Annotated in this window: 12 protein-coding genes; 6 read left to right on the forward strand and 6 right to left on the reverse strand. The window is 59.5% G+C overall.

The features are described from left to right. Positions 1–268: 268 nt before the first annotated feature. From RUH75_RS03810 to RUH75_RS03825, 4 genes are all read left to right on the forward strand, one after another. Positions 269–1,069, forward strand: a complete 801-nt coding sequence (locus RUH75_RS03810; protein ID WP_313802330.1) for a class I SAM-dependent methyltransferase — start codon at positions 269–271, stop codon at positions 1,067–1,069. 42 nt (positions 1,070–1,111) lie between these two features. After that, entirely contained in the window at positions 1,112–1,870 is a 759-nt protein-coding gene (locus RUH75_RS03815) for an EthD domain-containing protein (RefSeq protein ID WP_313802332.1), read from the forward strand. A 28-nt stretch (positions 1,871–1,898) separates the two neighbouring features. Further along, complete coding sequence (locus RUH75_RS03820) at positions 1,899–2,672, forward strand: IclR family transcriptional regulator (RefSeq protein ID WP_313802334.1); 774 nt, start codon at positions 1,899–1,901, stop codon at positions 2,670–2,672. Between the two features lie 217 nt (positions 2,673–2,889). Continuing rightward, positions 2,890–3,717 (forward strand): heme o synthase, encoded by an 828-nt coding sequence (locus RUH75_RS03825; protein WP_409592314.1) that lies wholly within the window; start codon positions 2,890–2,892, stop codon positions 3,715–3,717. A 145-nt stretch (positions 3,718–3,862) separates the two neighbouring features. Here the strand turns inward: RUH75_RS03825 and RUH75_RS03830 are convergent, their stop codons facing one another. The 5 genes from RUH75_RS03830 to RUH75_RS03850 all read right to left on the reverse strand — a co-directional run bounded on the left by RUH75_RS03830 (position 3,863) and on the right by RUH75_RS03850 (position 8,723). Continuing rightward, complete coding sequence (locus tag RUH75_RS03830) at positions 3,863–4,279, reverse strand: nuclear transport factor 2 family protein (protein ID WP_313802337.1); 417 nt, start codon at positions 4,277–4,279, stop codon at positions 3,863–3,865. Continuing rightward, positions 4,276–5,679, reverse strand: a complete 1,404-nt coding sequence (locus RUH75_RS03835; RefSeq protein WP_313802339.1) for an aldehyde dehydrogenase family protein — start codon at positions 5,677–5,679, stop codon at positions 4,276–4,278. Before RUH75_RS03835 ends, RUH75_RS03830 begins: the two co-directional genes overlap by 4 nt. A 41-nt stretch (positions 5,680–5,720) precedes the next feature. After that, complete coding sequence (locus tag RUH75_RS03840) at positions 5,721–6,884, reverse strand: lipid-transfer protein (RefSeq protein WP_313802341.1); 1,164 nt, start codon at positions 6,882–6,884, stop codon at positions 5,721–5,723. 35 nt (positions 6,885–6,919) lie between these two features. Then, complete coding sequence (locus tag RUH75_RS03845; protein WP_313802343.1) at positions 6,920–7,345, reverse strand: OB-fold domain-containing protein; 426 nt, start codon at positions 7,343–7,345, stop codon at positions 6,920–6,922. Between the two features lie 103 nt (positions 7,346–7,448). Further along, a complete protein-coding gene (locus RUH75_RS03850; protein ID WP_313802345.1) occupies positions 7,449–8,723 on the reverse strand; it encodes an amidohydrolase family protein in 1,275 nt (424 codons plus the stop codon). A 147-nt stretch (positions 8,724–8,870) separates the two neighbouring features. Between RUH75_RS03850 and RUH75_RS03855 the strand changes: the two genes are divergently transcribed. Both RUH75_RS03855 and RUH75_RS03860 read left to right on the forward strand, forming a co-directional pair. Further along, positions 8,871–9,713, forward strand: coding sequence for an alpha/beta hydrolase (locus RUH75_RS03855; protein WP_313802347.1), 843 nt, complete (start codon positions 8,871–8,873; stop codon positions 9,711–9,713). Positions 9,714–9,772: 59 nt separating this feature from the next. Next, the gene (locus RUH75_RS03860) at positions 9,773–11,299 is read left to right on the forward strand and encodes a class I adenylate-forming enzyme family protein (protein WP_313802399.1); all 1,527 of its coding nucleotides are present in this window, start codon (positions 9,773–9,775) and stop codon (positions 11,297–11,299) included. Between the two features lie 327 nt (positions 11,300–11,626). Here the strand turns inward: RUH75_RS03860 and RUH75_RS03865 are convergent, their stop codons facing one another. Continuing rightward, positions 11,627–13,387, reverse strand: coding sequence for a hypothetical protein (locus RUH75_RS03865; protein WP_313802349.1), 1,761 nt, complete (start codon positions 13,385–13,387; stop codon positions 11,627–11,629). Positions 13,388–13,780 lie beyond the last annotated feature (393 nt).

Here is a 13,780-nt window from a genome sequence, read left to right on the forward strand (position 1 = left end):
TAAAACTTCGCTATCTTGCAAAGGTTGGCAGCGATCCGGCGCGCGCGATGCTGGCCTCTTCCGACGTGATGGCTCGGGTGCTTATCGACGAAACGGGATTGACTGTCGATACACAAATGTAGTCTATTACTCATATGTGGAATAAACGCCGCGCTTCGACGGCAGTGGGAGGGATCGATTTGCCTTGCGACCTATGGGAAATGCATCAAGCAGCGGCGGGAAATCGCGCGGCGCCGTTGCGTGAACCAAACGTAGATCGGACTGTAGGATGAGCGAGGCGCCGCATCCAGCTTCCCAGCGGGTCCAGGCTTTTCAAGGCGAAGCCGTCGCGCACGTCGTAGCCTGCGAGAAGCTATGCGCCGCGATCGGGCTAACGGCCGGTACGAACGTGCTCGATCTGGCTTGCACCAGCGGGCATACCGCGCTGGCGGCAGGCCGCCGCCGCGCTATCGTCACCGCCGTCGACGCCAACGAAGCCTTGCTGTCGCGCGCGCGGCGATTGGCCGAAATAGAAGGTCTGGGCGACATCTCTTTCATCGCAGCCGACCCCTTGGCCACTCCGTTTGAGGATGGCGCTTTTGATGTGGTGTTGTCGGCTTTCGGGTTGGTGTTCGTTCGTGATCAGGAGGCTGCCGCGCGCCAGCTCGCCCGGCTCGTTCGTCCTGGCGGAACGATCGCGTTGATCTCGCACGTGCGTAAGAGTGTGCCGAGTTCGATCTACGACTTTTTTCATGATTTCCTGCCGATTCGGAACGGACCGGCAAATGCCCATTATGAATGGTCCGACGGGCCGCGCGCTGCTGAACTGCTCGCCCCTCATTTCGAGGCCATCCGCATCGAACGGGATCACTATGACACCTGCTTCGCATCGGTCGAAGCCTGCTACGATCACCTCGTCGCGCATCATCCCGCTATCGGCCCGGCACTAGCAGGGATGGATGAGGCTCGGGTTTCGGCGTTCCGTGAGGGGTATCTCGCAATCGTCAGTGCGCACAACAAGGCCACCAACGGATCATTGATGGCCGGGGTCGACTATGCCGTGATCACCGCGAGGAGAGCGCTGCTGTAACCCCGCTCGGGGCCCCAATTTAACAAAAAAGGACATGTTTCCATGAGTTCGGACGTCATCAAGGTCACATTGCTATTCCAACGCGCGCCACAATTCTCGCCGACGGAGTTTCAGCAGCTATGGAAGCCCTGGTCGCCCTCGAACGCGCAGGAACGCGCTGCTCTTGCTGCACGGGTGCCGGCGCTGATCCGTTGGTCGCGCAGCGTGCCGTTAAATGCCGAGATGCCGATCACGGATGCGCAGACCGGCGCGCTCGACATCGTCGAGGAATTCTGGTTCGGATCGGAAGCTGCCGCCGCCGCCTTTCTGGGCGCGGAGGAAACCCGCAAGTGGCTGTGGCCCCAGCAGGAGTCTCATCTCAAGGAAGGCGCCATCCAGATGGTGGCAGGCATGGCCATGATCATGTGGGAGCGCCCGGCCGACCCGCAGCCCGATGCCATGAAACTGCTGCTGTTCTCTGTCGCGCGCGAAGGCATGTCGGCTACCGAATTCCAGGAATATTGGATCAATAACCACTGGCCGCTGGCATTTGCCGCGCCTGGTGCGCGCGAACGCGCCCAGAAGGTGGAATTCCAGCGATCCGGCCTTGATGCTTTTTCTGGATTTGCAACTGCTCCGTTTCACGGCGGGCTCGGCATGTCCGGCGACAGCCTGGCGGCATTCATGTCCGGCCTGGACAACAGCTATTACGTGGATGTCTTGCGCCCGGACGAGCCGCGCTTCTCGGATCTCTCGAAATCCAGCGGGATAATAGGCAAGGAATTCGTGCTCTTTGATCCCGGCGCCGGATCGCCTAATTAGGGCGGAAAGGTCAGCAGGAAGGTCGGACGTGAAAACTCAGCTCAGCACGGTCAAATCTGCCGACCGGGTCCTGGACATTCTGGAGTTGTTAGCCGATCAGCCGGCCGGGACTGCCTTCTCCGACCTGTCCGCCGCACTGCAGATTCCAAAGAGCAGCCTGTTCCCGCTGCTCCGTAATCTTGTCCATAGAGGGTATGTCGTACAAGCCGAGTCTGGGGGCGTTTATCAACTCGGCAAACAGGTGCAATATTTGGCCGCCAAGTTGGAGGCTCCTCCCTTGTTGTCGCTGGTTGCGCCCTTCATCGAGGCCGCCGCCCGTGAGTTGAACGAAACCAGCGCCTTTTACGTCCGACATGGTGACCAGGCGCGGGTAGCCCTGGCCGTCAACGGCAGTCAAACGCTTCGGTCGACGTTGACGCCTGGAGATGAGGGACCGTTGTACGTTTTGGCGGCCGGGCGGGCGATTCTCTCGGTCACCCGACCAGATCATCGGGATGCCTATCTGAAATTCATTTGCCCTGAGGCGTTCACGCCAAACACCAAGCTGGACCTCTCAGAGGTTGGTCAAGCAGTCGAGGAAAGCGCTTCAAGCGGCTTTTCGTATGACTATGAGGAATTTTCGCTGGGAATTATCTGCGTCGCCCGCGTCGTCTGCTATGCGGGCGCGCCATGTGGCGCGGTCAGCTTTGCAATACCGAGCGCCAGGTTCAACGAAGCTTCAAGAATCAACATATGTCGTGTGCTGCGCACTACAACGGCGGCGATCGAGGTGGCTCTCAGCGAGGCAGGGTATAAGGTCTGAAGGCACCCGGGCGATATCGTGAACTCATGATGACTCATGCCACCCGCGAGAATTGGCGGGCATTGGCGCCGTTGAACCTGTTCTGCCTCGAAATTGAGCCAGCGTGACGACATATTTTGCTTCACTCGAATAGATTGTAGAAACATATATGATATCTGCTTCGCATAGGACTACGGCCGACTGGCGCGATTTCCTTTCCTTAACCAAGCCGCGTGTAATGAGCCTGGTCGTTTTCACCAGCTTGTGTGGCCTGCTCATAGCGCCTGTGAAAATTGATCCCATTATCGGTTTCACGGCAATTCTCTGCATCGCTTTCGGTGCGGGCGCGGCGAGTGCGCTGAACCAATGGTATGAGGTGGATGTCGACGCAAAGATGAAGCGGACCGCCGGCCGGCCATTGCCAACCGGCCGCATGGATCGGCAATCGGCATTGCATTTCGGCGTTGGGCTCGGCAGCTTTTCCGTGCTTTTGATGGGACTTGCCGTCAACGCGCTTGCGGCTGGACTGTTGGCGCTTTCGATCTTCTATTACGTCGTTATTTACACGATCTGGCTCAAGCGTCGCACGCCGCAAAATATCGTGATCGGGGGCGGTGCGGGAGCGTTTCCTCCGATGATTGGCTGGGCCGCGGCAACCGGCGACGTCGCGGTTCTTCCCGCGCTGCTATTCGCTCTCATCTTTTTGTGGACTCCGCCGCATTTCTGGAGCCTGGCGCTCTATGTGAAGAGCGACTACGCTAAAGCGGGCATACCGATGCTGCCCGTAGTCGCGGGTGAACGTGTGACGCGCATGCAAATCGGCCTGTACACGATCCCGATGGCTCTGGTGGCGATAGCGCCGTGGCTACTTGATCTCACCCATCGAATTTACGGCCTGACGGCGCTGTTCGCGACGCTGACGTTCTGCGCGATGGCCGTACAGGTTGCCTTCCGAAGGACCCGGCGCGATGACAGGATGATCGCCGAAAAACGGCTTTTCCGGTTTTCGATTGTCTATCAGTTCATACTCTTTGGCGCGTTGGTCGCCGACCGATGGTTAGCCTGACGCTGCCTGGCGATGACGAAATGGAGAGCAGGCTCGTCAAGGACTGCAAACGCTATGCCCAGGCCCTGGTCGGTAGGCACTTGTCGTCTTCGCCACCATCATGAGCAAGCAGGCTATCGCGTTGATCACTGGTTCATAACAAACTCTAGGGATTCAAAAAAACCGCCTGCACGTGCATGGTATCGAGATATTCTTTGATCTCGATGAATTTCCCGTCACGGATTGTAAACAGGAAATGATAATCGTTGTTGTAAATACAGCCGTTACCGGCTTCGCCATAGGATTCGATCTCGGCCGCAATGCGATCGTCCTCAGCGATCAGTGACTTGACCGTCATGCGCAGGCCGTTGGGCATGGGTACGATCAGTTCATTGAGGATCGCGCGCATTTCTGCCTTCGATTTGTTTCCGGCGAGCGGGAATAGGTTGGGTTTGCCTCCTATCCACCACAGGCCATCATCGGCCATGAGCGTCAGGGCACCTTCGATCTCGCCGCGCGTCAGGAGCCCCATAAGCTCTATGACCAGTGTCTTACCGTGCGAGGCGGCCTCCGGAACAGTCATCTTTCTACTTTCCCAGGCTTCGTGATCGTTTGTGGCAGGGTGTATTCGAGCATCCCGTGTAACCCGTTCTCCACGCCAAAACCCGATTGCTTGTGGCCAGCGAAGGCATGGAATGGCGAAAGAAGCTGGATTTCGTTGATCCACACGGTTCCCACCTCCAGCCGCGGCGCCAGGGCGACCGCAGCTTCCACGTCGCCCGACCAGATCGAGGCCGCCAAACCGAACTCGCTGTCGTTGGCGCGCGCGATCGCGTCATCGATGTCGGTATATTTAAGCAGGGGCAAGAGGGGACCGAACGCTTCCTCGCGGACCACGCGCGAATCCTCGGGTGGGTTGTCGACGATCGTGGGGGAGATGAAATAGCCCGGGCCGGGCTCGGGCTCGCCACCGGTCAGAAACCGCATGCCGTTCTGGCGGCAATCGTGAATGAGGTCCAGCACCCGCTTATATTGCATCCGGTTCTGCACCGGGCCCAAAACGGCGTTGGTGTCTGTGCCTTCGCCGATGACGACAGCGGCCGCGCAGACTTGAAGTTCGGCTGCGAGTTCGTCGTAGATGTCAGCATGGACATAGATCCGCTTGGCCGCCACGCAAATCTGGCCGCTGTTACGGAAAGCGGCCCAGAACAAATCCTTGGCCACCGCGGCGACGTTGACATCGGGGAGCACGATCGCGGCGTCGTTGCCGCCGAGTTCGAGGGTAACGCGTTTCAGATTGCTCGCGGCCGATTGCAGAACCAGCTTGCCGGTGGGCGTCGAGCCGGTGAAGCTGACCTTGTCGATATCCGGATGTGCGGTCAGCCACGGTCCTGCCTGATCGCCACCGCAGATCATGTTGAGCACGCCGGGCGGCAGGACATCGCCGAGCAGCGCGCCGATCCGCAGCATGGTGAGCGGCGTATAAGGCGATGGCTTCATCACCACTGTGTTTCCGGCAGCGAGTGCCGGCGCGATCTTGAAGAAGGACAACAGCACCGGGAAGTTCCAGGGCGAGATTGCGCCGACCACTCCCACCGGTATGTGCCGCGTTTCCCATCTGCGGCCCGCATGATCTTCGTCAACGTGGATGGGTAACTCGAGTTTGGCGAAGGATTTCAACCAAAAGGCGGCGCCCAGAATTTCACTGCGCGCGTCCGCAAGGGGCTTGCCCTGCTCACTTGTCAGCAAGACCGCCAGGGCTTCCACATGCTCGGAAAGGATAATTGCTGCCGTTCGAAGCATGGCTGACCGTTCGGCTGTCGATAGTGCCCGCCATGCGGGGAAGGCACGGCGAGCGGCCAGTACCGCTGCATCGACATGCTCGTACGTGCAGTCGGGCGCCCGCGCCATTTCCTGCCCGGTCGCCGGGTTGATTACGGGAAGCGTTTGCGGGCTGATGACCGGAATACCGTCGATAGTCATGGCGGGAGAGGGCGCTGTCCCGGGGTTGAGAAGCACGGGCATTACAACGCACTCAAAATGGCGCCACTGGTTGGAACGCCGCTCGCCCCAGTGACCATGACGTGGTTGACGGTTTCTACCTGGTTTATTGCCGTGCCTCGTACTTGGCGGACGGCTTCCAGGACGCCATTCATTCCGTGGATGTAGCCCTCGCCGACCTGGCCGCCGTGTGTATTGACGGGCAAGTGCCCACCCAGTTCGATTCCACCGTCCCGGATGAAATCCTTCGCTTCGCCATATTCACAAAATCCCAGTGCCTCGAGCGCGGGCATGACGGAGGGACCGAAATGATCGTAGATGATGGCCACGTCGATATCATCGGAGGTGAGATTGGACTTGGCATAGAGCTGATCGCCGACCAGCCTGACCTCGTCGCGTGGTGAGATGTCGGCACGGTAGAAGCAGGCCATTGCGTTGGTGCCCTTGCGGATGCCCTGCGCGGCTGCGCTTATCAGAACCGGTTTTTGCCTGAGATCGCGTGCCCGCTGGGTGCTGGTGATCACGAAAGCCACACCGCCGTCGGTTTCCTGACAGCAGTCAAGCAGGCAGAGTGGTTCGGCGATCGGGCGCGATGCCAGATAATCCTCCATCGAGATCGGCTGGCCATGGAACCAGGCGTGCGGATTGATCGCGGCATGTTTGCGCGCTGCCAAGGCGATTCTGCCGAAATCCTCCCGCGTGGCTCCGGTTTCATACATGTAGCGGCGCATCATGACCGCCATGTATGAGGCGGCCGATTGCAACCCCTGGCTGACATACATCCAGGTCAGCTCGGGATCCGGCATCACCTGAAGCTGGGCCGATGGCTGGCCGAAGCGCGCGCCCGATCGCTCGTTCATCGCCCTCCAGCAGACCACCGTCCGCGCAGCACCAGTTGCCACGGCCATCGCAGCCTGCAAAATCGTTCCCCCACAGGCGCCGCCGCCCTGATCGACTCGCCCGAAATAGGTGAGGTCGCGCATGCCTAGGGCGCGCGCGACCTCGCCTTCGGTATTGTTGTCCATGCAGAAGCTGACGAAGCCGTCGACATCGTGCGGCGAGATTCCGGCATCGGCGAGCGCGGCAGTGACCGCCTCCGTGCAGAGGCGCAATTCACTGCGCCCTGAATTCTTGGAAAATTCGGTCTGCCCGATTCCGACGATCGATGCCTTGCGGCTGAGTTCCATTATGTTGTCTCCAGGTTCGCTCAGGCCGGCGCACGCTATTCCGCGACGAACCGATAGCTTGGGACGCCGTCTTCCTGCTCGACGAAGCGGAGCGTCAGCGGCATACCGATTTCAATTTCGATGCGATCACCGTCGACGAGCCCCGCCAGCAGGCGGAATCCTTCCTCCATTTCGGCCAAGGCCACGACATGGGGGGTAGGAAAGCCGTACAGGGGCGGGTGGTGGATCACAGTGTAGCTGTAGAGGCGAGCTCGCCCAGAACAGAGCTGTTGCTCGAACGCCATTCCATTGCATTCAGGGCACATTGGCCCCGGCGGATGCTGCAACGCGCCGCATCCAAGGCATCTGGGCATACGCAGCTCATGTTGCGCGATCGCGCCATAAAAGGCTTCGAAGTCGTAGGACGACACCTTTGGAGGCACAGGACCGGCCTGTGCTCGTCGATCTTCATTTCTGCTCATGCCGATACCTTGAACCGCGAACGGATCGCATCCGGGAATTCGTTTGAAACAATGCAAACGCGGCAAACACTTGTGAGTGCGGCGCGGCGCGTTGCGGTGGATATCATTTCCCGGTCAATTTGGTGAGTTCGGAATACCGTTCGGGAATATCGAAACGGAACACCTTGGCCGCGTTGAGGCCCAGCATCTTGCGCCGCGCATCCTCGGAGAAACGATCGCCGAAATTGCGCTCGATAGCCTCGGCCGAATGGGGCCAGGAACCCTCATGATGCGGGTAGTCGTTTGCCCACATGAGATTGTCGACAAGGCCATATTCTTCGGCCAGCATCATGGCCACCTTGTCCTCGCCAAAGGAGGCGTAGCAGTTCGAACGAAAATAGTCGCTCGGCAGGCCCTGGAGCTTGGGACTGACCCACATGTGATGCTTGCGGGCCGCCTCGTCCATCGAATCGAGCAGGAAAGGTATCCAGCCGGCATTCGCCTCGATGCTGGCGACCCGGAGCTTGGGAAAGCGCTCGAATACGCCCGATGAACACAGGTGGGCCACCGGATAGGCGACTGAAAGCATGCAGTAGACCGCATAGTTGATAATCGCCCCCCCATTGCCACGCGCCGTTCTCGGGTCGGTTCCGGTCGAAACGTGGAAGGCCAGCGCCAGGTCGTTGTCCTGGATGGCGGCCCACAGCGGATCGAACATCGGCAGGTTATAGTTGGGCTCACCCACCTTGGCGGGTCCGAACATCGGCTTGTTCGGGAAAAAGACGGTGCGAAAACCCTTTTTGGCGACCCGTTCGATCTCCTTGACCGCGCTGTCGACATCGGCCGTCCCGACCATCGCCGCAGGATTGAGCCGCCCCAGATCGGGACTGCACGCCTCCATCACCCAGTCGTTCCAGACCCGCGCCTGTGCCTGCACGAACTCGGAATCTTCGGAGGCGAACAGCAGAAGCGGCGGACCGTTGGCGAAGATCACCTCGGCATCGACCCCGTCGTTCTTCTGGTCCTCGATACGGCGATAGGCGTCGGGGCCCCAGGCATTGCCTTCCAGCATCTCTATCTGAAAGAAGGTGGCGCCTGCATCGCCGCGCGACTTGTCCTCGCCAGCGAGCGGCGAATCGATGATCGGCTGAGGCTTGCAGCCTTCCTGAATCAGGAATTTGACGCCGTCCTTGACCTGCATCCGGGGCAGACGATCACGGAACCGCTCCTCGATGCGCTCGAAGAACAATTTTGGAGGAGCCGCCATGTGCGTATCGACGGAAACGATGAAATATTTGTTGGGATCGGATGCACGTATGCCGCCTTCCCAGTTCTTCGGCTCCGGTGTCTCCAGCCGCCATCTGTTAAGGGTATCGACGCTCTCAGCTGCGGTCGCCATATTCACTCTCCTCGGAACATTTAGGCCCGTGGCTCTCGCATACACAAGGAGCGCGACGGGCGATTCGAAGGTAATCTAAACCATCTTACTTGCTGCATGCAAGTTTATGCGCTAACCGATCGGGAACGAAAATGGGAGATGTATCCAATGGCTTTTTTCCCGGCTGAGGGGGGGCAAATCTACTACGAGCATCACCGCAAAGGCCCGATTGCGGTGATGCTGGTTCATGGCTGGGGAACGGGCACACGGATATGGGACGGGCTTGCCGCGCATCTCATCGATGCCGGCTACAGTGTGTTGAGCTTCGACCAGCGCGGATGTGGGCGATCCGACAAGGATTTCGCCGAAGTCTCGATCGCGGCTGGCGCGAAGGATTTGTCAGGGCTGATCGAACATCTCGGCCTCGATCGGGTCGTGCTGTGTGGCTGGTCGATCGGCGGCGCCATCGCGACGATGGCCGCATCACAACTCCGCGATCGCCTTATCGGCCTTGTTTCCATCTGTGGTGCAACGCCGCGGTTCACCGCCGCTGAAGATTTCCCTGGCGCACCCACCGGTTCAGCCGCCGGAATGGTGCAGCAGTTACGCGCCGACCGTTTCAATTTCCTTGGCTGGATGGCCGAAAATTCGGTCGTGGTCGACGTCGGCCCGGCGTCGCGGGAACGCATGCGTCTTACTTTTGCAGAGAATGCCCACACGGCTGATCAGGCTCTGCTGGATCTTGATGACCTCGATCTGCGGCACATCCTTCGCGTTCTTCCCGTCCCGTTCATGGCGATGGCAGGGCGCAATGACATATTCGTGGACCCGGCGATCCACCAGGCTGCCTCGGAAATGGCTCCCGCAGGCGAAATCGCATGGTTCGAAACCGGGCATACGCCGTTCCTTGAGGATCCCGCCGGGTTTCGGGACCGTTTGCTGCAATTTTTGGAAAAGCTGGACGGCGGGAAGGCGAAGGCCTCCCATTCTCTGGGGAGCACCACAGCATGACCGGCATGGACGAAGCGGCAGTTGAAAGGAAGATCATCCGGCAGGTGGCGATTGGCGAAATGATCAGGCGATCCGCGCAGCGTCAGCCCGACCGGGTTTGCGTCATCGAACGGGATCGTTCGACGACCTTCAGGGAAATGGATGTCGCCGCGAACCGTATAGCGAATTATCTGCGGGCAGCCGGGATTGCCCAGGGTTCAAAGGTCGCGACGCTATGCGGAAATTCGACCGACTATCTTCAATTCATCTTCGGAGTGCACAAGGCCGGCTTGGTCTGGGTTCCGGTTAACATCGTGCTGGGGCTGGAAGAAATTGGGTATATAATCGAGCATGCTGAAGCACGTCTCATGCTGATCGATGAAGTCTTGTTCGACAGGCTGGGCTTCGATGCGTTCGTGCGCAATTCAGGCATCTCTTACCTTGTCATCGAATCTTCCACCGCGAGCAGCCGCCCCAGGTTGGGCGAGGTGATCCGGGATCAACCCTCCACGGAACTACCGCTGGCGGTGGAACCCGACGAGCTCGCGATGATCATGTACACCAGCGGAACCACCTCACGCGCGAAGGGAGTCATGCACTGCCATCATGCGGTTATTTCTGCGGTGTTCAGCAATGTCGGAGAACTGTCGATCACCCGGGACGATCGGGTTCTTGTCTTTCTGCCGATGTTCCACATCGCGGCGCACTGCCTCTGTATGACCTTCCTCGCTGCCGGCGCATCGGTTGTCCTGCAGAAGGGCTTCGATGCCGGCGCTTCGCTCGAAGCCATAGAGAAGCACAAGGTGACCTTCCTCGTCGGCTTGCCCATGATGTTTCAGGCGATGCTCGATCATCCCAGGCGGCGTTCCACCGATCTGTCGTCCCTGCGGGTTTGCAACTATGCGATGGCGCCGATGGCGAAAACCGTGCTGGAACGTTTGATCGCCGAATTCTGCCCCACATTCCTCCTTACTTCGGGTCAAACCGAGGCGTATCCCCATACCGTGATCTTCCGGCCCGAGGAGCAGCTGCGGCGCTTCGGCAATTATTGGGGGCAGGGGGTTCTGGGCAACGATGTCGCCATCATGGACGATCTGGGTAATCTGCTGCCGGCGGGCCAGATCGGCGAGATCGTCTATCGAGGCCCGAACATGATGCTCGGCTATTACAAGGACCCCGAGGCTACGTTGGAAGCCAGCAGGTTCGGCTGGCATCACAGCGGAGATCTGGGCGCTTTCGATCAGGACGGCCAGCTTCGCTTCGTCGATCGCAAGAAGGACATCATCAAGTCGGGCGGCGAAAATGTGGCGTCGGTCAAGGTGGAGGAAGTGATCCTGCGTCATCCGGCGGTCGCCGCCGTGGCCGTCGTGGGGATACCGCATCCGCGCTGGCAGGAGGCGATACTGGCCTGCGTGCAGCTTCGCCCTGACAGCGAAGTCACCGCGCACGACATCATCACCCATTGCAAGGCGCACCTGGGCGGCTTTGAAGTGCCCAAGGCCGTGGAGTTCGTGGACGACATGCCATTGACCGCGAGCGCCAAGCTGCGCAAGATCGACCTGCGCGAGCGCTTCCTCGAATTCTTCATGAGCGAGGCGGCCGGCTGAGAAGCTTCTCGGCCAGCCCTTCGGATCACTGCGCTGCGTTCAGAGCGAGACGGTCGAGGGATCGGATTCGTGAGGGCGAGGTCTGAACTCGTAGGAGCGATAATTCGGCCGTGCGGCCGCCGCATATCAGCAGCTTAAACGGAAACGGCCTGGCATCCCCGGCTGGAGGCGATGCTGGCAAGTACATTGGCACGCTCGCGGCCGTGAGTGCGATCCCGCCGGAAATAATCGCCAAAATGCGTATCCCATGACGGCGCAGCCACGCACGCATGCCCCTCCAGGCGAGTACTAGACTACCGAATAGCCACGCGGCGGCGATACAGCATATCATCCGGCTGCTCCGGCTAGGCGGATGTCGCATTCCAACCGGTCGCGGAGTGTCACGTTCAGGCACGCATGTCCTTCCGCGTCGGCGATGATGCTATTTCCGTCGCTGGTCAGATAACGCGCGCCCGGCCGCAAACGCGCCAGTTCCAGAACATAGGTCCCGCCCCCCGCTTCGCCTGGACGAAGCACCAGTTCCAGGTTCTCTCCGTCGGAAACTGCGCGGGCGACAAGAACCCCAGGATAGGGCGCCTCGGCCAAGATGGGGCCCTTGTTCCAATTCTCGTGGTTTCCTCGATTGACCAGATCATAGAAGCCGTCCTTGCGTGAGAAGCGCCCCATGAACATTTGCCCCATGGAAAGGACCGAGAGGGCGCGATAATGGCGAACCCCATTCTCCTCGACAGGGTCCAGATTCTCGTCGGCGGATTTCGCGATCGCGTCGAAAAACGCATCATCGCCATATTCCTTGGCAGCGATCATCATCCATGGATGCACGCCGGCGCCGGTATTGCGATAATTGCCCACATCGTATCGGCCGAGATCCGCCATCCGGATATTGCCGCTCGTCACGGCGGAACTGATCCTGCTCAAATTGCCAAGGAGCAACTCGCGCTCGACGATATCGGGCAGTACTCCACAAACCAGCGGGGCGAAGCTGCCTGGGCCAAGCACCCGCTGCGATGATCCTCCGAGCACGCGTGCAGCGCCGACACGTCCATCCATCGGAAAGGGAATCTTGAGATCTATGCCAAGACGCTCGACCCGCAACCCGACGGGCCTGGCATCGGGGCCGACGAACTCGACCTCTGTCGCGTGCCGATAACGATCGAGAATCGATTCCATCGTGGGATAGCCGTGCAGCCGATCGTAAATCTTGAGCCCATTGACCGCTATGATGTTGCAGATGGGAAAAAGCAGGCTCGGCTCACAGGGGAACATGCCGAACTTGGACGCTTCGAAATTGCGTCCGACAGCTCCGGCAATCCGGATATTGTCATAGGGAAATGTTGTTTTGTCGTTCCAGTTGAACTGCAGGCAACCCTCAGTATTGAATCGGCCGTCTCCGGTCGTCGATTCATAAAGGCCCATCATCAGCAGCATGTAGCCCGACAGCATGATATTATCGCGCTTTATCGGATCTGCATCGAGGCGGAAATTTCCCCAGAAATTCTCATAGGCCCAGTAGCTCCAAACCGGGCGTGCGGTCATCTTTTCGATCAGCCGCCGCTGTGCCTCGGACGCATATCCGTGGAAGGCGGGCGTGCGAGTATATTGCGCCATGGCCAACGCGAACTGGATGAAGCTGATCTGGTAGCGATAGGCGGCAAACTGGAACTGATCGAGTTGCGTGAAACCCTCGAAAGATTCGAGCGGCAGGAAGGCCTTGTCCAGGAACCAGCGTTGGAAGGCCAAGTCCTCACGCGATAGTTCCTCGCCGACGGCTAAGGGAGCATTGCCGAACATGCCGCCGGCCGGGGCCGCAATGGTCCTGAGTTTGGCATTGCTCCGTTCGACGAATTTTTGTCCCTCGGCGAAAGCTCTACGGACCTTCAGCCAGGCGCTGATCAGGATCACGGACAGGCCCACGGCGACGATCCAGGGTGCCCACGGGTTCCCGGTGCCCTCGGTTCGCCAAGCTGCGGTCACCGCTGAGCCCAACCAAACCAGCAACGGCGCAAGATGGTTGCCCGATCCGAAATAGAGAATGAATGCCAGGCCGAACAATAGCCAGCTCAGGATCAGCAGGCCTATGTTGATCATCCCGCCGGCGTGAAGGAAGCCCGCGCCCGGGAATGTCAGACCAAGACCGAAGCTTTTCAGTTCCGGCGACAGCCCGAGAAAGTTCGGAAGAAAGCCGATGAGCCACAAAAGGCCGAGCACCAATAGGGTGCGGCGCAGGCGGTCGGTCGTAGCGGGGCCGTAAGGGGTCCTTAGAGGAGGATATGGCAACGGCCGTCGCACGTCGGTCGCCGTTTCCGTTCGCTGATCTCCCTGTGGGGAACATTGGTCCTCGCCCTGCATCGCCATTGACGTTTGATTCTCTCGCATCGGTTCAATTTAGTAACTTGCTTACTTCAAGCAAGCTAAATAGCAATCCGTGAACTACCGGATCGACCGCGTCGCAGCCGGTTGAAAGGGACCACCCCAGGGAGC

This window comes from Sphingobium sp. (assembly GCF_032153725.1).
In the GTDB taxonomy this organism is placed as follows: Bacteria; Pseudomonadota; Alphaproteobacteria; order Sphingomonadales; family Sphingomonadaceae; genus Sphingobium.